General features: G+C 64.9%; 21 protein-coding genes. 14 read left to right on the top strand and 7 right to left on the bottom strand.

The features are described 5' to 3' along the window. Window positions 1-733: 733 nt before the first annotated feature. Entirely contained in the window at window positions 734-1,000 is a 267-nt protein-coding gene (gene rpsT, locus JN280_RS39140; RefSeq protein ID WP_202309507.1) for a 30S ribosomal protein S20, read from the bottom strand. Window positions 1,001-1,214: 214 nt separating this feature from the next. Between rpsT and JN280_RS39135 the strand changes: the two genes are divergently transcribed. Then, window positions 1,215-1,466, top strand: coding sequence for a type II toxin-antitoxin system prevent-host-death family antitoxin (locus JN280_RS39135; protein ID WP_202309506.1), 252 nt, complete (start codon window positions 1,215-1,217; stop codon window positions 1,464-1,466). A 93-nt stretch (window positions 1,467-1,559) separates the two neighbouring features. Beyond that, a complete protein-coding gene (locus JN280_RS39130; protein ID WP_342216154.1) occupies window positions 1,560-1,853 on the top strand; it encodes a hypothetical protein in 294 nt (97 codons plus the stop codon). A 593-nt stretch (window positions 1,854-2,446) separates the two neighbouring features. Here the strand turns inward: JN280_RS39130 and JN280_RS39125 are convergent. The 5 genes from JN280_RS39125 to JN280_RS39105 all read right to left on the bottom strand — a co-directional run bounded on the left by JN280_RS39125 (window position 2,447) and on the right by JN280_RS39105 (window position 6,091). Continuing rightward, window positions 2,447-3,220 (bottom strand): enoyl-CoA hydratase, encoded by a 774-nt coding sequence (locus tag JN280_RS39125; protein WP_202309505.1) that lies wholly within the window; start codon window positions 3,218-3,220, stop codon window positions 2,447-2,449. A 50-nt stretch (window positions 3,221-3,270) separates the two neighbouring features. After that, window positions 3,271-4,164: a bifunctional DNA-formamidopyrimidine glycosylase/DNA-(apurinic or apyrimidinic site) lyase gene (gene mutM, locus JN280_RS39120; protein ID WP_202309504.1), complete on the bottom strand. Its 894-nt coding sequence runs from the start codon at window positions 4,162-4,164 to the stop codon at window positions 3,271-3,273. 153 nt (window positions 4,165-4,317) lie between these two features. After that, the gene (locus JN280_RS39115) at window positions 4,318-4,962 is read right to left on the bottom strand and encodes a TadE/TadG family type IV pilus assembly protein (RefSeq protein WP_244742732.1); all 645 of its coding nucleotides are present in this window, start codon (window positions 4,960-4,962) and stop codon (window positions 4,318-4,320) included. A gap of 6 nt (window positions 4,963-4,968) precedes the next feature. Further along, entirely contained in the window at window positions 4,969-5,529 is a 561-nt protein-coding gene (locus tag JN280_RS39110; RefSeq protein ID WP_202309503.1) for a TadE/TadG family type IV pilus assembly protein, read from the bottom strand. A 139-nt stretch (window positions 5,530-5,668) separates the two neighbouring features. After that, the gene (locus tag JN280_RS39105) at window positions 5,669-6,091 is read right to left on the bottom strand and encodes a pilus assembly protein N-terminal domain-containing protein (protein WP_202309502.1); all 423 of its coding nucleotides are present in this window, start codon (window positions 6,089-6,091) and stop codon (window positions 5,669-5,671) included. 319 nt (window positions 6,092-6,410) lie between these two features. Here JN280_RS39105 and JN280_RS39100 point away from each other — a divergent pair, with 319 nt between their 5' ends. The 9 genes from JN280_RS39100 (at window position 6,411) to JN280_RS39060 (ending at window position 15,543) form a co-directional block, all read left to right on the top strand. Next, window positions 6,411-6,584: a Flp family type IVb pilin gene (locus JN280_RS39100; protein WP_202309501.1), complete on the top strand. Its 174-nt coding sequence runs from the start codon at window positions 6,411-6,413 to the stop codon at window positions 6,582-6,584. 164 nt (window positions 6,585-6,748) lie between these two features. Continuing rightward, window positions 6,749-7,270, top strand: a complete 522-nt coding sequence (locus JN280_RS39095; RefSeq protein WP_202315337.1) for an A24 family peptidase — start codon at window positions 6,749-6,751, stop codon at window positions 7,268-7,270. Window positions 7,271-7,429: 159 nt separating this feature from the next. Continuing rightward, window positions 7,430-8,239, top strand: a complete 810-nt coding sequence (gene cpaB, locus JN280_RS39090; RefSeq protein WP_202309500.1) for a Flp pilus assembly protein CpaB — start codon at window positions 7,430-7,432, stop codon at window positions 8,237-8,239. Then, entirely contained in the window at window positions 8,236-9,822 is a 1,587-nt protein-coding gene (locus JN280_RS39085) for a type II and III secretion system protein family protein (RefSeq protein ID WP_202309499.1), read from the top strand. The genes cpaB and JN280_RS39085 overlap by 4 nt, the downstream gene beginning before the upstream one ends. 12 nt (window positions 9,823-9,834) lie before the next feature. Further along, window positions 9,835-10,560, top strand: a complete 726-nt coding sequence (locus JN280_RS39080; protein ID WP_202309498.1) for a CpaD family pilus assembly protein — start codon at window positions 9,835-9,837, stop codon at window positions 10,558-10,560. A 15-nt stretch (window positions 10,561-10,575) separates the two neighbouring features. Continuing rightward, window positions 10,576-11,859, top strand: coding sequence for an AAA family ATPase (locus JN280_RS39075; protein ID WP_202309497.1), 1,284 nt, complete (start codon window positions 10,576-10,578; stop codon window positions 11,857-11,859). 6 nt (window positions 11,860-11,865) lie between these two features. Next, the gene (locus JN280_RS39070) at window positions 11,866-13,347 is read left to right on the top strand and encodes a CpaF family protein (protein WP_202309496.1); all 1,482 of its coding nucleotides are present in this window, start codon (window positions 11,866-11,868) and stop codon (window positions 13,345-13,347) included. 14 nt (window positions 13,348-13,361) lie between these two features. Beyond that, window positions 13,362-14,375, top strand: a complete 1,014-nt coding sequence (locus JN280_RS39065; RefSeq protein ID WP_202309495.1) for a type II secretion system F family protein — start codon at window positions 13,362-13,364, stop codon at window positions 14,373-14,375. Between the two features lie 220 nt (window positions 14,376-14,595). Then, window positions 14,596-15,543, top strand: coding sequence for a type II secretion system F family protein (locus JN280_RS39060; protein WP_446720781.1), 948 nt, complete (start codon window positions 14,596-14,598; stop codon window positions 15,541-15,543). Between the two features lie 365 nt (window positions 15,544-15,908). Here JN280_RS39060 and JN280_RS39055 read toward each other — a convergent pair whose 3' ends face one another. After that, a complete protein-coding gene (locus tag JN280_RS39055; RefSeq protein WP_202309493.1) occupies window positions 15,909-16,730 on the bottom strand; it encodes a tetratricopeptide repeat protein in 822 nt (273 codons plus the stop codon). Window positions 16,731-16,856: 126 nt separating this feature from the next. Between JN280_RS39055 and JN280_RS39050 the strand changes: the two genes are divergently transcribed. The 3 genes from JN280_RS39050 to JN280_RS39040 all read left to right on the top strand — a co-directional run bounded on the left by JN280_RS39050 (window position 16,857) and on the right by JN280_RS39040 (window position 19,509). After that, a complete protein-coding gene (locus JN280_RS39050; protein WP_202309492.1) occupies window positions 16,857-18,233 on the top strand; it encodes a leucyl aminopeptidase family protein in 1,377 nt (458 codons plus the stop codon). A gap of 68 nt (window positions 18,234-18,301) precedes the next feature. Next, on the top strand, window positions 18,302-18,652 hold the full coding sequence (locus JN280_RS39045) for a MarR family winged helix-turn-helix transcriptional regulator (RefSeq protein ID WP_202309491.1): 351 nt from the start codon (window positions 18,302-18,304) through the stop codon (window positions 18,650-18,652). Window positions 18,653-18,699: 47 nt separating this feature from the next. Beyond that, the gene (locus JN280_RS39040; RefSeq protein ID WP_202315336.1) at window positions 18,700-19,509 is read left to right on the top strand and encodes a C40 family peptidase; all 810 of its coding nucleotides are present in this window, start codon (window positions 18,700-18,702) and stop codon (window positions 19,507-19,509) included. Window positions 19,510-19,517 lie beyond the last annotated feature (8 nt).

Below are 19,517 nucleotides of genomic sequence, written 5' to 3'. Positions count from 1 at the left end.
CAGGCGGCTATCTTCCTTTCCTCATCCAGTCCGGCGCCACCTTTGGCATTGACCGGAAAGCCTACGAAATCGTTTCGCGACAGGCGAACCTTACGGCAACAAGCCTCTCTCTCCGGCAACAATGCCAGAGCAAACTCCTGCCTCGCCTACAGATCGCCCCACTCGCATCGAAGACAAAGCTTCGCCATCCACGGCGTAGCCGCGCCCCTCGCTGTCTGCCATTTTGGCTTGGTCGTCGAGCCTGATGCTCGCTGCCTTCGATGCCCCAGACACTACAAAAATCGCTGTGGAAAGGGCAAGGGCGCGGCTAACTGATTTTTTACGAATCTGCTCATGTCGCCGCCGGAATTCACTGAGCCCACAGGGGGCGAATTCGATAAAGTGTTCTGATTCAAAACGTTCTCGTCCCACCTCGGATACCGGCTCTGCCGGAGAAATAAATTGAAAAAAATTGCTTGACAGGGAGTTGTCCCTCTCTGGTCATCCCCGGTATGGACAATTTGTGGACAACCATGCGCAAGCATCTGATTTCATTGGGAAATTTCTGACAGCGCAATTTTGACGACTTCGCCTGCGTGACGTTTTTTTGAATGGCGGGACCGGGTGCACGCCGGCAAAGCACAATCCGCACCCCAGAGTTGAAGCGGGGGCGTCTTGCCAAGTCATTGCTTGGCAAACAAAAAAACCCGGCGGCGTAACCACCGGGTCGATGTGCGGAGAAGTCAGCCGTGGATCAGACGGACAGGGCCTTGAGGCGCTGAGCCAGGCGCGACACCTTGCGGGATGCGGTATTGCCGTGCAGAACGCCCTTGCCCGCGGCGCGCATCAGTTCGGGCTGGGCCGCCTGGAAGGCGGCTGCGGCGGCAGCCTTGTCGCCTGCCGCCAGCGCTTCCTCGACCTTGCGAACGAAGGAGCGAACGCGCGAACGGCGGTTCTTGTTGACCGCCGTGCGACGGGCGATCTTACGCGTAGCCTTTTTGGCCGAGGAGGTATTGGCCATGATGCCTCTCTATGATCTACCGAATGGCGCCCTACAGCGCGATGCGCGGGCGCAAAAAACACTCGGGACAGCCGCGGGCCGTCCCGGTTGTCGCGGCTTATAGTGCAGCTTTGGCGGGGCGTCAACGCTGCAGTTCCCGTCAGACTCAAGAAGCCAATGGACGGAACCGCATAAATTACGTATTTTAGGTATGTCGAACCTCGGAGCGTGCCACTTGAAGCAATTCACCTTCAGCGACATGAATCGGGCATCAGGCGAAATACTCGAGACCGCCTTGGTGGAGCCCGTTGCGCTTACCAAGCGCGGCAAGGAAAAGCTCGTCATCCTGTCCGCCGCTGAGTACCGCAAGCTTGTTGGCCGTCCCCATGTCACGGCCTACACACTGGAGGGTGCACCGGATGACGTTCATGAAGAGCTGATGACCGGCCTCGACGCAATCATTGGCAGCGATGACGACAATGCTTAAGGCCGGCGACGTCCTGCGCTACTACTATCTTTGGGCGAGACAGGCGACCACGGCGAGGAATCAGGCCGCAAGGACCGGCCGGTTTGTCTTCTGGTGAAGACCCCGACCGAGCCGGCCAGGCTGTTCCTGTTTGCGATCACGACGCAAAAGCCGGACCAGTCCACCGTACACATCGCCATCAGCGAAATTGAATGCCGCCGTGGCGGTCTCCGTTTCCCGTCCTGGCTTATCCTCGACGAGTACAATCGGGTTGAGCTCGACGAAGCCTATGATTTCGTGACGACGACACCGGTCGGCGCCTTCAGCCCGGCTTTCGTGCGCAAGGTCGCCACGCTGATCAAGCAGGCGGCGGCACAGCGCCGCGTCCGCGCCGTCATCCGCAAATAGCGGGCAACCCGCGGCCGTTCCAGGTCCGCGCGTCGAGCGGGCCAGGAACGGTGCGAGCGGAGGGAAAGCCGCGGCCCCGCATCCCCCTCGTGCGGCATGGCCTCCTGTTGTCCCGGGCGATGGCGGAAACACCGGTCCGGAAGGCGGCGCGAGGGCGTCGCCTCGATTGCGGCGAGCACGGCGTCCCGCAGGCACGAGGGAAGATGCCCGGCCCTTCTGATTGCTCTACCTTGCGCGAGGCTTGCCGCCGGGCAGAGACGGCTCGACCCCAGGACGATAGGAAAGATGGTATCGGCCGGAGGGCAGGACAACCGGAGCAAATCGCCTTCCGGGCCTGTCGGCGATTCGGCCTTTGTGTATGAGGCTGCTCGGCAACGCTGGCCTGTAGAAGGGGCGGCCGAGGCCGAATGGCGCTGTGGTCGGCGACGAGAATCGACGACCTGCCGGGGACTGACCTGCCGGGGACTTGCGCCCGGCATCGGCCTTCGCGTGCCGGACCCGAGGGCGGATATCGGTTGCCCAATACGGCAGCGCAGACGGATTCGACGCTGCCGCTGCTCGGGAAGCCCTCGTGTGGCGGCCCGCCCAGCCGCTCAGCGGTTGGCGAAATTCGCCGGTCGCTTTTCGGCGAAGGCGGCCATGCCTTCCTTTTGGTCGTCCAGGGCGAACATGGAATGGAACACGCGGCGCTCGAAGCGCAGCCCTTCGGCCAGCGTCGTCTCGTAGGAGCGGTTCACCGCTTCCTTGGTCATCATCACAGCCGGCAGCGAGAAGCCGGCGACCTTATCGGCGGCATCGAGCGTTTCCTGGAGCAGGTCGGCGACAGGGACGACCCGCGAGACCAGGCCTGAGCGCTCCGCCTCCGCGGCATCCATCATCCGGCCGGTCAGGCACATGTCCATCGCCTTCGACTTGCCGACGAAACGCGTCAGCCGCTGCGATCCGCCCATGCCCGGCATGACGCCCAGCGTGATCTCGGGCTGGCCGAATTTGGCGTTGTCGGCGGCGATGATGAAATCGCACATCATGGCAAGTTCGCAGCCGCCGCCGAGCGCATAGCCGGCCACGGCCGCGATGACCGGCTTGCGGATGCGGGTCAGCGCCTCCCATCCGGCGAAGAAGTCCTCCATATAGACGTCGATATAGCTCTTCGGCTGCATCTGCTTGATGTCGGCGCCGGCGGCGAAGGCCTTTTCGGAGCCCGTGAGCACGATGGCCCCGATCCCGGGGTCGGCATCGAACGCCTGCAGCGCCGAGATCACGTCCTGCAGCACCTGTGTGTTCAGCGCGTTGAGCGCCTTCGGCCGGTTGAGCGTCACCAGCCCGACCTTGCCCCGCATTTCGACCAGGATCGTCTCGTAGGTCATGGGAATGCCTCCTTCCGGCGCTTCGGATTGCCACATACGGACGGCTTAGCTCAGCGCTGGCAGGCGGGGCAATAGAAAGTCGAGCGGCCGCTCTGCACAATCCGGGTGATGATTCCCTCACAGCCCGGCCTGCGGCAGGGTTCGCCCTCGCGGTCGTAGACGCTGAAGGCGTGCTGGAAATAGCCGAGCGAGCCGTCGGCCTGGACATAGTCGCGCAGCGACGAGCCGCCGGCGGCGATGGCGTCGGCGATCACGTCGCGCACCGCCCCGGCGAGGCGGTCGGCGCGAACGGAGCGCTTGCCCGGGCCCGGCGCGATCGAGCCGGCCGAGCGGCGCGGCGAGAGGCCGGCGCGCCACAGGGCCTCGCAGACGTAGATGTTGCCGAGCCCGGCGATGAGCTTCTGGTCGAGCAGCGCGGCCTTGAGCGGCGCGGCGCGCCCCTTGAAAAGACTGCCGATCAGTTCGCCGTCCAGCGTGTTTCCGGTCGGCTCGACGCCGAGGCCAGCGAGCATGGGGTGCTCGCGCCATGTCTTTTCCTCCGCCAGCAGCATGAAGCCGAACCGGCGCGGATCGTTGAAGACGACACGCGAGCGCTCGCCGGTCGGCGCGGCCATGTGGAAAACGACATGGTCGTGCGCGGTATCCTTGGAGCGCTCGTGATGGAAGCGGCCGGGCGTTGCGGCGTCTCCTTCGGCCTCGACGCGGAACGATCCCGACATGCCGAGATGGCAGATCAGCACCGGTCCGCCCTCGAGATGCGCGGTCAGATATTTCGCCCGCCTGCCGAGAGATTGGACGAACTTGCCGCCCAGGCGCTCGCCGAACTTCTCGGGAAAGGGAAATCGCAGGTCCGGTCGCCGGGTCTCCACCCGCTCTATCCGCGAGCCTTCCAGCACCGGCTGCAATCCGCGCCGGACGGTCTCGACCTCGGGTAGCTCAGGCATGATGGCCGATCGACGCCGTGCCGGTCTCACGGCCTGCCGCCGGGGAACCGCGAAACAAATTGAAGACGCGCGCCATTCTTGAAGAGCCGGACGGGGTTTCCTGATGGATGCCAGACATAGGTACGATCCGGCCGCTTGGCAATTCGTAAGAGGTCAGCAGTTTGCGCAGGGGATCGTCGGGCTCATGCGCGGCCGCAGATAGTAGCCTTCGTCCATCTTCAAGACCCCGTTCGTCAGTATGACGTCCATCACGCCAAGTCCTGCTTCCCGGCTGGCCGCCCAGGTGAGGATGGGCTTGTAGTCGAGGCAGCCCTTCACGTGAATGAGAAAGGTGCCCCTGACCTTGAGCCTCGGCGGCAGGTCGGGCGTGGAGCCGACGGCCGCCGCCTGGCAGGGAGCGGTCGCACCGGCATTTGCCCACGACCAGGCAATCTGGGCCTTGGGTGCGTCCTCGTCGGTGATTTCGATGGCTGTCGCGACAAATCTGATGTCGCTTCGCCCATAGGGTTTCAGGATCGCTTTGCCGACATCCATGATGTCGCCGAGCTGGCTGGCGGTCATTGCCTGCTGCTGGGTAACGAGGTCGGCGACCGTGCTGGCCGCCCGGGCGAGCTTCTTGTTCGTCTCGATGCCCTGGCTGACCTCGATGGTGACGAAATACATGGCCATCAACAGTGGCACGACCAGTGCGAATTCCAGCGCCGCGACCCCTTTCCGGTCGGCGCCGAGACGCCGAAGCGAACGGCGCAGGCGAGAGACGCCGTGGTTGAGCACGATCGGCATCGTTCGTCCCATCATGGCACCTCAGTCATCGAACGGTTCGTTCTGCCATACGGCCATCGCGAAATGCGTCGTGGCGGCCGTGTCTCCGGGAGCCTTGCCCAGCCACTGCGCATAGCTGGTGATGGCGGGCCATGGATACTTCACCCGCAGGACGTTCCTCGTGAGCGCCTTGCCGAGCTGGGTCTTGGGATCGTTCCAGCTCGTCGTCATCGCCGCGGCCGTCTGGAAGGTCTGGATCTCGCGCAGATCGAAGACCAGGCCCGGGCAGCCCTTCGCCACGATGACCTCGAGTTCGTCGCAGATCAGGCTCCGCAGTTCCTGGTCGGTGTCGACATCGGCCGGCTTCAACTGCCCCGTGCGCATCCTGCGGGCGAGGTCGTCGGTCGTGTTGGCCAGGACCTCCTGGCCGGCGAAGGAGATGCAGCTCTCGAAAATCGCCAAAACGAGCGCGCAGAACGGCAGGGCGAGCAGGACGAACTCGACCGACGTGCTTCCGCTTCGATTGCGCAGGAACGACCGGGGAGAAGGGCGCGGCGCTCCGCTGCGCCGCCCGTATCCGCCACGAGACTGCTCGATGCTCATGCCTGGCCCTGCCCGATGCCGAAGTGCAACCCGGCGGAACCCTAGCCGATACCCGTTGAAGTCCGGTTTGGATGGTTTCTAAAACTGCGGGCGACGCCTTGAGATTCCGGTAACCATCCCTTCGCCCGCAGCGGCAGCGTCATTGGCCGCCATTCATCTCGTTTTCCGAGGTCCTCTCGGCGTCGCCCTTGTAGGAGCTCTCGCAATAAGGGGTGCATGACAATGTCTGCACATGGGAGCGACGGTAGATGCGCACGGACAGCGGGTCATGCCGGGAAACGATGACCTGTTCGTCGACGATCGGGCTGCCCTCCTTGTCGAGCACCACGATATTGGTCACGCCGAATCCCTTGCCGGTCAGGACGATGGTCGTGGCATCTTGCACCGCTGCATCGGCGATTGCCGGATTGCCGATAACGATCGTGTCGGCCGGCCGGGCGATCTTGACGATCTTGGCTTGGTTCAGGACGACCGCAATCCCGGTGTCGGCAAAGGCGGGCGTCGCGAGGAGCGCCGCGACGACGGCAAGCAGGCTTGAGCGTCGGGCTGCGCGGCGCGCCATTTCTCGATCTCCGGACACGGGACTGTTTGGCGAAGGATGAACGAGATTGGTGAAGCGAGGGTTAAAGAGGCGGCGAGCGGATCGCGGACCGGCCTCGTCGACGGCGAGAACCCCGGCACGTCTTGCGATTTCAGGTCAAGCCGGCCGTGTGCCTGTTCAAATGCGATTAACCACAGCTTATGAAGCAAATACGAAAGCTTTCGGTAAGGCTGTTTATTAAGCGCATCGAAAGAGCTTCCCGATAGATTGCGAACCATCCGATCGATCCATCAGAGTTTTCGACGGTAGTGCTGTAACACGTGGAGTCAGGAGCTCTCGCATGTCTAAGCTTTTTGCGCGCTTTGCAAAGGACGAGTCCGGCGCAACCGCTATCGAATACGGCCTCATCGCCGCACTCATCGCTCTCGCCATCATGGTCGGAGCGTCCCAGTTGGGCGGCGCGATCGATGCCAAGTTCACGAACATCGCCGAAAGGCTCGAAAACGCCAACTGATCTCCTTAGGGAGATTCTTGTCGAGAGATCATGCAGGGCCGTCCTTTGGGCGGCCCTTCATGCATCGGAAAATCAAGATCGGACTGCTCGACCGAAAGCGACAATGCCGGTTGATGCGGCCCGGTCATAAACTGCCGCTCGAACCAAGGCACCGGCTGGTCACCATGCTCGAAGCATCCATATTGGTCATATTCCCGTTCTGTATGGTCTTCGCCGCGATTTCCGACATGCTGTCGATGACGATCGCCAACCGGGTCCCGGCGCTGCTGGTCGTCGCCTTTGCGGTCATCGGCCCGATGACCGGGATGGACTGGCAGACCTTCGGCTGGCATTTCGCAGCCGGCGGGATCGTGCTCGCGGCGACCTTCGCGCTTTTTGCCGTCGGCGGCATGGGCGGTGGCGACGCCAAGCTGCTCGCGGCGACGTCGCTCTGGTTCGGCATGAGCCTGGAACTCCTTTCTTATCTGGTTGCGGCCACATTTCTGGGAGGGCTTCTCACGATCGCCATCCTCGCGCTGCGCAAATCGCCGCTCGTCTTTCATGTGTCGGACAACCTTTTCCTGCGCAATCTCGCCGACGAAAGGCTCGGGGTGCCCTATGGCATCGCGCTGGGTATCGGCGGATTGCTCACCTATCCGTCGTCGCCGCCGATGGCGTGGGCGCTGGGCCGTCTCGCCGGGCACTGACGGCTGCCGAACCTTCGCGGACCGGCGGTCGCCCATCGGGCGCTATTCTGGTCAAACCCTGAATTAATCTCGTCCGTAAGGAATCCATTAACCATAATTTGACGATTGCCGCCGCAATGTCCGTACCGGCTAGGGTTAACCGGGCAGGGGTATGGTGCGATGGCGGCGTCGAGGCTGATCATTCTGGGCGTGGCGGTGGCCGCGGCTGGCGGTGCCGGCTATGTCGCCAAGAACATGGCGGTCACGCCGCAGGCGGTCGTCGCCGCCGCCTTGCCCGCGGAGCCCGCGATCGAACTTACCGATGTCCTGGTCCTCTCCGCCGACGTGCCCATGGGCGGCCTGGTCGACGGCGCGCTGGCCTGGCAATCGTGGCCCGCAGACGGCATCAACGAGAATTTCATCACCAAGGCGGCCGAGCCCGAAGCGCTCGAGGCACTGAAGGGCTCGCTGGCGCGCGTGGCCATGTTCGCCGGAGAGCCGCTGCGGCGCCGCAAGCTGGTCGGCGACGGCAAGAGCTTCATGTCGTCGATCCTGCCGTCGGGCCGGCGCGCCATCGCAACCCAGATCTCGGCCGATACCTCCGCCGGCGGCTTCATCCTGCCGAACGACTATGTCGACGTCATCATGACGCGCCGCGCCGCCGCGGGCGGCGCGGATGCTTTCGTAACCGAGACGATCCTCAAGAACATCAGGGTTCTGGCCATCGACCAGACCATCCAGGAAGACGAAGAAGGCAAGAAGGTGAAGGTCGGCCAGACGGCGACGCTGGAGCTTACCCCGCGACAGGCCGAGATCATCACCGTCGCCCAGCAGATGGCCGACCGGCTGACGCTTTCGCTGCGTTCGGTGGCCGACAGCCAGGAAAAACCGACCGGGGAGGCCGACTATCTCGTCTCGGGCAGCGGGCGGCGCGGCACGGTGCGGCTGATCAGGTCGGGCGAGGTTTCGGAAGTGGGTGCCAGGAAATGAAGACGAGCGGGACGACACCCACGGGCAAGACCGCGCGGATCCCGCGGCTGGAGATGCTTGCCGCCATGGCCGCTGTCGCCCTTGCGGCCGGCGCATCGACCGTCGGCTTCGCCGAAGCGGCGGGACAGGGCGCGGTGAACATCGAGACGTCCACATCGCGCAGCCAGCGTGTGAAGCTGGGCCTGAACAAGTCGATCGTGGTCGACCTGCCGGCCGACGCCTATGACATCCTCGTCGCCAATCCCGCCGTTGCCGACGCCGTGACCCGGACGGCGCGCCGCATCTATCTGTTCGGCAAGTCGGTCGGCCAGACCAATATCTTCGTCTTCGGCGCCAATGGCGAACAGGTCGCCAGCCTCGACCTCGCCATCGAACGCGACGTCGCCGGTCTCGAGGACTATCTGAAACGCTTCATCCCGAATTCGGATATCGACGTCGAGCTCATCAACGACAACGTCGTGCTGACGGGGACGGTCGACACGCCGCTCGACGCGCAGCGCGCCGCGAGGCTCGCCGAGGTGTTCGTCAGCGGCGGCGAGGCGACGACCGGCCAGTATTCGCAGACCGCGGCTGGCGGCTCCGTCAATGGCGGCGTCGACATCAACAATCCCGACCACGAGCGTCGCACGAGCCAGATCGTCAATCTGCTGCAGATCGTCGGCGAGGATCAGGTCACGCTGAAGGTCACGGTGGCGGAGGTCAGCCGCAACGTGATGAAGCAGCTCGGCGTGAACATGTTCGGAACCGGTGGCAACCAGAACGGCATCACCTGGGGTGCGATAAGCGACAATCCGATGGGGCTCGGCAGCGCGCTTTCCTCGTCGCAGCTCGCCATCGGGACCTCGTCGCTCAAGGCCTATGTGAATGCCATGGAGCAGGCCGGCGTCATGAAGACGCTGGCTGAACCGACATTGACCGCCGTGTCCGGCGAGAAGGCGACGTTCAAGGTCGGCGGTGAGTTCAATCTTCTGACCGACCAGTCCGTTCAGCAGGGCGATACGAGCAAGGGCCAGTCGGATCAGGTCGTCTACACGGTCGAGAAGCTCGAATACGGTATCGGTCTCGAGTTCCTGCCGGTGGTTCTGTCGCCGGGACGGATCAGCCTCAAGGTACGCACTTCGGTTTCCGAGCCCACGACGGAAGGGTCGTTCTCCATACCGGCGGCCTCCCAGGGCGGTCGTTTCAACGTTCCCGGCGCCACGGCTCTTTCCATCCGCAAGCGCCTCGCCGACACGACGGTGGAACTGCCGTCCGGCGGCTCCATGATGATCGCCGGCCTCGTGCGCGACGACATCCGCCAGGCTGTCAACGGACTGCCCGGCCTGTCGAAGATCCCGGTCCTCGGCACTCTCTTTCGCAGCCGCAACTTCGTGCGCAACGAGACCGAGCTGGTGGTCATCATCACGCCCTATCTGGCCCGTCCGGTGGCCCGCAACGAACTGGCCAAGCCCGACGACAACTTCAATCCTCCCAGCGACGGCGCAGGCATGTTCCTGGGGCGGGTCAATCGCGTCTACGGAACCATGCAGACCAGCAGGCCGAACGGCCGGTATTACGGCGTCGTAGGCTACATCTACAAATGATCGGAAACGGCCATGGCTGAAACGACGGCAGTGCACGCGACCATGACCGCATCGGCGGCACGGCAAGTCCTGCGGCTCTCCCTCCCGCTCTGCGCGGCGGCTCTGGTGCTGGCTTCAGGCTGCGCCAGGCGCGACAGCGTCACCGTCGGTTCGGTTCCCGACGACTACCGGACCAACCACCCGATCGTGATCGCCGAGAAGGAGCAGAATCTCGACCTGCCGGTGGGTGCGAGCGACCGCGGCATGACGCGCGGGCAGAAGGTCGCCATCGAGGGCTTCCTCTACGGCTATGACCGAAGTGCGGCGCCCGTCGTCCGGGTGATGGTGCCGTCGGGCTCGGCCAACCACGTCGCTGCCTCCGAAGCCTCGTCGGATTTCGTGCGCGTGCTCCGGTCCAACGGCGTGCCAGAGGGGCGCATCGCCGTCATATCCTACCAGGCCGGATCTCCCGAACTGTCGCCGCCGGTGCGGCTCTCCTTTTCCGCCATGAGAGCCCAGACCGGCAAATGCGGCCGCTGGCCCGAGGATCTCCTGAACACGGTGGAAAACAAGCACTATGCCGATTTCGGCTGCTCGTCGCAGAACAATCTGGCCGCCCAGATTGCCAACCCCGAGGACCTTCTGGGACCGCGCAAACCCAGCCCGGTCGACGCGGACAACCGCTCCGACGCGATCGACCAGTATCAGGCCCGCGCGATCTCGGGCGAATTCATCGACACGTCGGAAGTGAGCTACTGAGATCGAGACAGGCAGATGACCAATTTGGCTTACGATCCCGGACATGGCGACGACCTGGCATCGCAGCAGGATGTCGTCGCCATGCACGCCCTGCGGCCGGTGCCGCGCATATCCATCCAGGCATTCTGCGAGACCGAAAGCATCGCCAGCCCGATCGAGCGGGCGGGCGAGGACCGGCGCATGGCCAAGACACATCTCAAGGTTCATATGGGCGGCATCGGCACGGCCATCGACTATTACAAGAGCGCGCCGACGCCGAACCTCATCCTGCTGGAATCGCGCAGCGAACCAAAGCATCTGATGGATCAGTTGCGCCAGCTCGCCGAGCACTGCGATCCCGGCACCAAGGTCGTGGTCGTGGGCCACTACAACGATGTCTGGCTGTATCGGGAGCTGATCCGTTCCGGCATTTCGGAATATGTCGTGGCGCCTGTCTCCATGGCCGACATCGTCAGCGTGGTCGCCGCGATCTTCACCGACCCCGAGGCCGAGCCGATCGGGCGCTCCATCGCCTTCGTCGGCGCCAAGGGCGGGGTGGGCTCCTCGACCATCGCCCACAACGTCGCCTGGGCCATGTCGACGCTTTTCAGTTCGGAGGTCGTGGTCGCCGATCTCGACCTGGCCTTCGGCACGGCCAATATCAATTTCGACCAGGATCCCGCACAGGGCATCGCCGAGGCGGTTTTCGCCCCGGAACGCATCGACGAGGTCTACCTCGACCGGCTCCTGGCACAGTGCGCGGAACGTCTTTCGCTGCTGGCGGCGCCGTCCACCCTCGACCGTGTCTATGATTTCGACCCCGACGCCTTCACCCAGATCATCGACGTCGCCCAGCGCACCGCCCCGCTGCTGGTGCTCGACGTTCCTCATCTCTGGAGCGGCTGGGCCAAGAGCATCCTGACCCAGGCCGACGATGTGGTCATCACTGCGACGCCGGAGCTCGCCAATCTGCGCAACACCAAGAACCTGGTCGACATGCTGAAGAAGCTCAGGCCCAACGATCCGGCGCCGAGGCTCATCATCAATCAGGCCGGCGTTCCGAAGCGCCCCGAGATCTCGGCCGCCGACTTCGCCGAGCCGCTCGGCATCGCGCCGATGGCCGTCATCCCCTTCGACGCCCAGCTGTTCGGCAACGCGGCGAACAATGGCCGCATGCTGGGCGAGATGGAAAAGCAGAACCCGATCGTTCTGAAGATCAACGAGATCGCCCACATGCTGACCGGCCGCAGCGAGGTCAAGGCGCGGACGAAGCCGGGCCTGTCGAGCCTGCTCGGCAAGCTGAAGCGCGGAAAGAAATAGAGCGCCATGTTCGGCAAGCGAGGCAGTGAAGACGGAAGCCGGGTGGTGCCGGAATTCCGTCCGCCGGCACCGTCCCCCGCGGCGGCGAGCCGCCCGCCTGTGGTCACGCCGGCCGGATCCGCGCCCGCCGCCGCACCGCGCCGCGCCGCCGAGGCGCCGGCACCCACGCCCCCGGCGCCGCCGCGCAGCCAGCAGCGCGAGCGCAGCGAAACCTATTACGATACCAAGTCCCAGGTCTTCTCGGCTCTTATCGACACGATCGACCTGTCGCAGCTCGCCAACCTCGATCCGGAGAGCGCGCGCGAGGAAATCCGCGATATCGTCAACGACATCATCGCGATCAAGAACTTCGCGATGTCGATCTCCGAGCAGGAGGAACTGCTCGACGACATCTGCAACGACGTGCTCGGCTACGGGCCGCTGGAGCCGCTCCTGGCCCGCGACGACATCGCCGACATCATGGTGAACGGCGCCCGGCAGGTCTTCATCGAGGTCAACGGCAAGGTCGAGCAGACCGGCATCCGCTTCCGCGACAACCAGCAACTGCTCAACATCTGCCAGCGCATCGTCAGCCAGGTTGGCCGCCGCGTCGACGAGTCCTCGCCGATCTGCGACGCGCGCCTTCCCGACGGGTCCCGCGTCAACGTGATCGCACCGCCGCTCGCCATCGACGGCGCCGCGCTCACCATCCGCAAGTTCAAGAAGGACAAGCTGACGCTTGACCAACTCGTGCGCTTCGGCGCGATCTCGCCGGAAGGCGCCGAGGTGCTGAAGATCATCGGGCGCGTCCGCTGCAATGTCGTCATCTCCGGCGGCACCGGCTCGGGCAAGACCACGCTGCTCAACTGCCTGACCAACTATGTCGATCGCGACGAGCGCGTGATCACCTGCGAGGACTCCGCCGAACTGCAGCTCCAGCAGCCGCACGTCGTCCGGCTGGAGACGCGTCCGCCCAACCTAGAGGGCGAGGGTGAGGTGACCATGCGCGATCTCGTCAAGAACTGCCTGCGCATGCGACCCGAAAGGATCATCGTGGGCGAGGTGCGCGGCCCCGAAGTGTTCGACCTGCTGCAGGCCATGAACACCGGCCATGACGGCTCGATGGGCACGATCCACTCGAACTCGCCGCGCGAATGCCTGAACCGCATGGAGTCCATGATCGCCATGGGCGGGTACGCGCTGCCGCAAAAGACCGTGCGCGAGATCATCGTCGGCTCGGTCGACGTCATCATCCAGGCAGCGCGTTTGCGCGACGGCTCACGCCGCATCACCCACGTCACCGAGGTTGTCGGCATGGAGGGCGACGTCATCATCACGCAGGACCTCATCCTCTACGACATCAAGGGCGAGGATCAGAACGGCCGTCTGCTCGGCCATCACATCTCCACGGGCATCGGACGCCCGAGCTTCTGGGACCGGGCCCGCTATTATGGCGAGGAGCAGCGGCTGGCCAACGCGCTCGAAGCCATGGAAAAGCAGGCCGGCTGACGAGGGCGGGAGCGATGTTCGGCATCGACAGGGACATATTGGTATTCGTGGTCCTGGCCGCCGTGAGCGCGGGCGCGATTGCCTATGCGCTGCTCTTCAAGAGGATCGCCAACGAACGCAACGTCGAGAAGCGCCTCGACACGGTGCGGCGCGCCGACACCGACCATGCCGGCGTGAAAGCCTCACGCGACCGCGCGGCCGAGGCCGCCAAGCGGCGCAAGTCGGTCCAGGATTCGCTGAAGGAACTCGAGGAGAAGCAGAAGGTCCGCGACCGGAACAGCAAGAAGGCGCCGCTCAAGGTGCAGATCAGGCAGGCCGACCTGTCGCTCTCCATCGAGCGCTTCTATCTCTTTTCGGCGGTCGTCGGCGTGGTTCTGGGAACTGTGGCCTATCTCGCCGGCGCGCCGCTGCTCGTCGCCCTCGGCGCGCTCGTGGTCGGCGCGGTCGGCCTGCCGCGCTGGTTCGTCTCGTTCCTGCGGGCGCGCCGGGTCAAGGCCTTCCTCGAGGAGTTTCCCAATGCGCTTGATATCATGGTGCGTGCCGTGAAGTCGGGCCTGCCGCTCAACGACGGCATCCGGCTCATCGCCAGCGACTCCCCGGAGCCTGTGCGCACCGAATTCCGGCGCATCGTGGAAGCGCAGCAGATGGGGCTTTCGACGCCCGAGGCGGCCCTGCGCATGGGCGAGACGATGCCGTGCCCCGAAGCGGGCTTTTTCGGGATCGTCATCCAGATCCAGCAGCAGGCAGGCGGCAATCTCTCCGAGGCGCTCGGCAACCTGTCCAAGGTGCTGCGCGACCGCAAGAAGATGAAGGCCAAGATCCAGGCCTTGTCCATGGAAGCCAAGGCCTCGGCCGTGATCATCGGCGCGCTGCCCTTCCTCGTCGCTTTTCTCGTCTATCTTTCCAGCCCGGCCTACATCATGCCGCTGTTCGTCACGAGCACGGGACACATGATCCTCATCGTCTCCGGCGTCTGGATGGCGATCGGTATCTTCGTCATGCGCAGCATGATGAATTTCGAGATATGATACCAATGGTCGATCTCATCGACCGTTGGCGCGCGCGACCGGGCCCCGCGCCCGTTGGCGCGAAAGCCGGGCGGGCCGGATGGGCCGCGCCGGCGATCGAGGTCGCGTGGATGCGCAGCATCCGCGCCCGCTGGATGTGCGAACATCCAGTGCCAGGCAAGGGGCGGAGGCTGGAGCCGTGACCGAAACCATCGTCGAGACCGTCACCGATCCTTCCTTCATGATTGCGATGCTGGTTGCGATCGCCGTCTTCGCGACCTTGTTGACATTGCTCCAGACGCTCGGCGGCAACTCGCTGAAGTCCCGCATGAAGGCTGTTGCCCTCGAGCGGGAGGAACTGCGGGCCCGCCAGCGGATGCGGCTCGCGGCGGAGGCGGACCGGCGGCGCAAGGGGTTGCGCGAAGAGCAGTCGATCGGCATGCGCAACGTCGTGGAGCGGCTCGATCTGCGCCGCGCGCTGGCCGACGAGAAGACGCTGAATTCGCTTCGCGTGGCCGGCTTTCGCGGACAGAATCCGCTGACGCGCTTCCTGTTCTTCCGTCTTGTGCTGCCTTTCGTCGGGCTCGCTCTGGCGGCGTTCTACGTGTTCCTGCTCGACGGCCTGGCTGAGCGCCCGCTCTTCATGAAGCTGTTCGTCTGCATCCTGGCCGCCTATGCCGGCTTCTATCTGCCGGTGCTCTACGTGTCCAACCGCGCGACCAAGCGCAAGGCGTCGATCCAGAAGGCATGGCCCGACGCGCTCGACCTGACGCTGATCTGCGTGGAATCGGGCATGTCGGTGGAGGCGGCCTTCCGCCGCGTGGCTGAGGAGATCGGTTCGCAGTCGGTCGAACTCGCCGAGGAACTCGTGCTGACCAATGCGGAGCTTTCCTTCCTTCCGGAACGCAAGCAGGCTTACGACAATCTCGGCTCGCGCACCGGGCTGGAAACGGTGAAGTCGGTGGCCCAGGCGCTGATCCAGGCCGAACGCTACGGCACGCCGGTAGCGCAGGCCCTGCGGGTGCTGGCCAATGAAAGCCGCGAGATGCGCATGAACGCCGCCGAGAAGAAGGCGGCTGCCCTACCGCCCAAGCTGACCGTGCCGATGATCCTGTTCTTCCTGCCGGTGCTGTTCGCCGTGATCCTGGGCCCGGCCGGCATCACCGTCAGCGAGCGCGGAATTTTCTAGCGGGCGGTTCACCGAAAATCGGCATCGCTTTTCTGAAGACACGTTGTGCGATTTTGTAAGCGATAGGGCCCAGTGCGTAGCATACCCTCATCCGACCGCGCGGAGCCTGTCCTCGGGCTTGCCGGAGGCAAGACCCGTGGGCGCGGCCACCTTCTCCCACAAGGGGAGAAGGAAGGGCTGACGCAACGCTTCCGCCAGTCATTGACGTTGGCGATTTTGCAGAGCCGGCAAGGCCAGGCTCCTGCCTTCTCCCCTTGTGGCAGAAGGTGGCCTCGCGAAGCGAGGTCGGATGTGGGGTGCGCCACGCAGTGCGCTCTCGGACGGTGCGCCGGCTCAATCGTCGAGCCGCCCGATGGCGGTCCGCGTCAATTGACCTTGGCTTCCTGCTTGTCGGCCTTCTTCAACTGGCTCCAGGCGTTCTGCTGCGACAGCATGGAACGCAGATAGGCGACATTGGCCTGGGCCTGCTCGGGCGACAGCTCCTGGCGGGCGATCTGCTCGGCTTCGTCGAAACGGCCCTGCAGCCCGACCACGAGAGCGAGGTTCTGGCGGACCCGGCTGTCGGCGCCGGGTTTTTCGGCGGCGGACCGCAGATAGGTTTCGGCCGTTCGGAGGTCGCCTTCCAGCACATAGGACATGCCGAGATTGGAAAGGATCGAAGGTTCGTCCGGCTTGAGGTCGAGGGCGCGCCGGTAGAGATTGCGTGCCTCGGCCGACTGGCCGAGCTGGTCGAGGATGGCGGCCTCGGCCGAGACCAGCTTCCAGTCGGGATATTCGGGCGTCTGCGCGCGGCGCACGGCGTCGAGCGCCGGCTCGAGCTGCCCGGCGGAGGCAAGCGCCTTGCCATAGGCGGCGAGCACGTCGCGGTCCTTCGGATAGCCGATCGCGAGCTTGCGCATTACGGCCAGCGCCTGGTCGGAACGGCCGTTCATCTGCAGGACGGCCGCGTAGCGCATTGCCGTCGCCTTGTTCTTGGGATCGCGCGCAAAGGCCGCGCCGAGCGCATTGGCCGCACCCTGAAGCTCGTTTGTCGACATCTGCTCGACCGGCTTGCCGGAGGTGGAGCGGGAGATCGAGCCCGTGGTCATGTTCCGGTCGGCGCAACCCGCGACGCCGGCGGCCAGGAGCAGAAGGGAGACGGTCAGGAGCCGTCGTCCAGCGGTTCGCTTTTCGTGGATGGTCGACATCGCCGCTCCCGTTCCGTCACGGCCCCCCGGCGGCCGTCCTGCCGTTCCGGAGAAATATTCCGTTAACCCTAACGGATGGTTAAGACATGCCCTCTATGAGCGTCATGCAACGAGCTGGAGTATGCGATGCCGTTGGAACTGATCGAAAAGAAGCCGCGTGGCAGCCTGCCCGTCCACCTGGTCGGCAAGAACGGGCTTGAAGCGGCGGGGCTGGAGCCGTCGGCGCTGGCCTGGGCGAAGGCAAACGGGTTCTCTGGCGAGGCGGGCAAGGTACTGATGTTGCCCGGCGAGGACGGCAAGCTGGCCGGCGCGCTATTGGGCATGGGCAATGGCGACAACGGCTTCGGCGCGCTGGCCACGGGAACGCTGGCCCGCAGCCTGCCCGAAGGCGACTGGCATTTCGTGGCGACACCTGCCTCGGCCGAGATCGCCACGCTGGGTCTCGCGCTCGGCGGCTACGCCTTCACCCGCTACGGCAAGAAGCCGGGCCAGGCGCTGCGCTTCGCCGCGCCGGCCGGCGTCGATCTCGGCAGGGTGAGACGCATTGCCGAGGGCGTGTTCCTCGCCCGCGACCTTATCAACACGCCGACCAACGATTTGGGGCCGGAGGCTCTCGAAGAGGCCGTCCGCAAACTCGCCAGGACGCATAAGGCCACTGTCTCGGTGGTCAAAGGCGACGCCCTGCTCGCCGGGAACTTTCCGATGATCCATGCGGTCGGGCGCGCCTCGGCCGAAGCGCCCCGGCTGATCGACCTCGGCTGGGGCCCGAAATCGGCGCCCAGGGTGACGCTGGTCGGCAAGGGCGTGTGCTTCGATACCGGCGGGCTCGACATCAAGCCGGCAAGCGGCATGCTCCTGATGAAGAAGGACATGGGCGGTGCGGCCAATGTGCTCGGCCTCGCCGCGATGATCATGGCATCGGGCCTGAAGGTCAGGCTGCGCGTGCTGATCCCCGCTGTCGAAAACGCCATTTCAGGCAACGCCTTCCGCCCGGGCGACGTCTTGCAGAGCCGCAAAGGCCTCACCGTCGAAATCGGCAACACCGACGCCGAAGGCCGGCTGATCCTCGCCGACGCCCTGGCGCTGGCCGACGAGGAGGAGCCGCAGCTCCTGGTCGACATGGCGACCTTGACGGGTGCCGCACGCGTGGCGCTCGGACCGGACCTGCCGCCGTTCTACACATCGGACGAGGCGCTTGCGGCCGAAATCACGAAGGCGGCGCAGACTGCCGCCGATCCGCTCTGGCGCCAGCCGCTGTGGAAGCCCTACGACGCCAAGCTGTCGTCGAAGGTGGCCGACATGAACAACGTCACGTCAGACGGTTTCGCAGGCTCGATCACCGCGGCACTGTTCCTCAAGCGGTTCGTGGAGAAGACCGAAAGCTGGGCTCATTTCGACATCTTCGGCTGGAGCCCTGCCGACCGGCCGCATTGCCCGACCGGCGGCGAGGCGCAAGGCATCCGGGCCCTGGAGCAACTGATCAGTCGGCGCTACGCCGGCTGACGGGTTGCGCGGCATCGCGATTCCGTCTTCAATGGAACGGGACCGAAACAATTTGCGGGCATGCTTCCATGGCAGTCGTCTTGCGGCCGATCGAAGCGCTGCGATTGTGGCAGCAGGTGAGCCTTTCCCAGGTGCATGAGGGCACGCCTGATCTCACCATGCGGCAGTGGGCGATCCTGCTTACCATCTATCTCGACCCGCCGCCGCATACGGTGCGCGGGCTCGCCGCCCGGCTCGGCGTGACGAAACCCGTCGTTACGAGGGCCCTGGACACGATGGGCGCGCTCAAATTCGTCTCGCGCCATCGCGACCAGAAAGACAAGCGCAACGTTCTGGTGAAGCGCACCGTCGACGGGGCGCTCTTCGTCGAGCGCTTCGGGGACGATATCATCGCGCGTGCCGGAGAACTTCCGCTGTGACGACTTTGGACAAGCGGCTGCATGCCTATCGCCCCGATCTCGCCGACATGCGCCTCGAAGGCCAGGTCGAGGCAGCGCGTTTCGTCGCCGGCCGGCCGGCGCGCATCGCGGCGGCGATAGCCGACGTCAGGGGCGCGCCGCGGCCCGATGCCGGCCTATCGACGCAGATGATGCGCGGCGAGGATGTCGTCCTGTTCGACGAGGCTGAGGGCTGGTGCTGGATCCAGTCCGAACGCGATCGCTATGTCGGCTATGTCGCCGATACTGCGCTCGAGCCACGCGGCGGGGCCGCGACCCATGTCGTTTCCGTGCCGCGCACCTTCGTCTATCCCGGCCCCGACATGAAGCTGCCGCGTGGCGATGCCCTCTCGCTCGGTACGGAACTGGTTGTGACGGGTGCGGCCGAGACGCGCGGCACCGCCTATGCGCTGCTTGCCTCCGGCGAGGCGGTGATCGCCCGGCACATCGCGCCGGTCGGCCGGCATGCGGCCGATTATGTCGCGGTCGCGGAGGAACTCTTGGGCACGCCCTATCTGTGGGGCGGCGTCTCGGCCTTCGGCATCGACTGCTCGGGCCTGGTGCAACTCGCCATGCACATGGCGGGAAGGGAAGTGCTGCGCGATTCCGACATGCAGGCCGCGACGGCCGGCGAGGCCTTCGATCCCGGCCTGGACTTCGCGGACCTTGCGCGTGGCGATCTGGTCTTCTGGAAGGGCCATGTCGGCATCATGCTCGATGCCACGACACTGATTCACGCGAACGGCCACACCATGATGGTTTCGCGCGAGCCATTGCGCGAGGCGATCGACCGCATAGGCTATCTCTATGGCGGCCCCACGGGGTTCAGGAGACCGTAGGGCGGGCA

Origin of the sequence: Mesorhizobium sp. L-8-10 (assembly GCF_016756635.1) — a bacterium.
In the GTDB taxonomy this organism is placed as follows: Bacteria; Pseudomonadota; Alphaproteobacteria; order Rhizobiales; family Rhizobiaceae.
Note: the sequence above shows the minus strand (reverse complement) of the source record. Positions and strands in the feature narration are given on the sequence as shown.

Coding starts and splice junctions, on each gene's coding strand:
- rpsT (WP_202309507.1), bottom strand. CDS start 1,000: ATGGCCAATACCTCCTCGGCCAAAAAGGCTACGCGTAAGATCGCCCGT.
- JN280_RS39125 (WP_202309505.1), bottom strand. CDS start 3,220: ATGACCTACGAGACGATCCTGGTCGAAATGCGGGGCAAGGTCGGGCTG.
- mutM (WP_202309504.1), bottom strand. CDS start 4,164: ATGCCTGAGCTACCCGAGGTCGAGACCGTCCGGCGCGGATTGCAGCCG.
- JN280_RS39115 (WP_244742732.1), bottom strand. CDS start 4,962: ATGATGGGACGAACGATGCCGATCGTGCTCAACCACGGCGTCTCTCGC.
- JN280_RS39110 (WP_202309503.1), bottom strand. CDS start 5,529: ATGAGCATCGAGCAGTCTCGTGGCGGATACGGGCGGCGCAGCGGAGCG.
- JN280_RS39105 (WP_202309502.1), bottom strand. CDS start 6,091: ATGGCGCGCCGCGCAGCCCGACGCTCAAGCCTGCTTGCCGTCGTCGCG.
- JN280_RS39100 (WP_202309501.1), top strand. CDS start 6,411: ATGTCTAAGCTTTTTGCGCGCTTTGCAAAGGACGAGTCCGGCGCAACC.
- JN280_RS39095 (WP_202315337.1), top strand. CDS start 6,749: ATGCTCGAAGCATCCATATTGGTCATATTCCCGTTCTGTATGGTCTTC.
- cpaB (WP_202309500.1), top strand. CDS start 7,430: ATGGCGGCGTCGAGGCTGATCATTCTGGGCGTGGCGGTGGCCGCGGCT.
- JN280_RS39085 (WP_202309499.1), top strand. CDS start 8,236: ATGAAGACGAGCGGGACGACACCCACGGGCAAGACCGCGCGGATCCCG.
- JN280_RS39080 (WP_202309498.1), top strand. CDS start 9,835: ATGGCTGAAACGACGGCAGTGCACGCGACCATGACCGCATCGGCGGCA.
- JN280_RS39075 (WP_202309497.1), top strand. CDS start 10,576: ATGACCAATTTGGCTTACGATCCCGGACATGGCGACGACCTGGCATCG.
- JN280_RS39070 (WP_202309496.1), top strand. CDS start 11,866: ATGTTCGGCAAGCGAGGCAGTGAAGACGGAAGCCGGGTGGTGCCGGAA.
- JN280_RS39065 (WP_202309495.1), top strand. CDS start 13,362: ATGTTCGGCATCGACAGGGACATATTGGTATTCGTGGTCCTGGCCGCC.
- JN280_RS39060 (WP_446720781.1), top strand. CDS start 14,596: ATGATTGCGATGCTGGTTGCGATCGCCGTCTTCGCGACCTTGTTGACA.
- JN280_RS39055 (WP_202309493.1), bottom strand. CDS start 16,730: ATGTCGACCATCCACGAAAAGCGAACCGCTGGACGACGGCTCCTGACC.
- JN280_RS39050 (WP_202309492.1), top strand. CDS start 16,857: ATGCCGTTGGAACTGATCGAAAAGAAGCCGCGTGGCAGCCTGCCCGTC.
- JN280_RS39045 (WP_202309491.1), top strand. CDS start 18,302: ATGGCAGTCGTCTTGCGGCCGATCGAAGCGCTGCGATTGTGGCAGCAG.
- JN280_RS39040 (WP_202315336.1), top strand. CDS start 18,700: ATGCGCCTCGAAGGCCAGGTCGAGGCAGCGCGTTTCGTCGCCGGCCGG.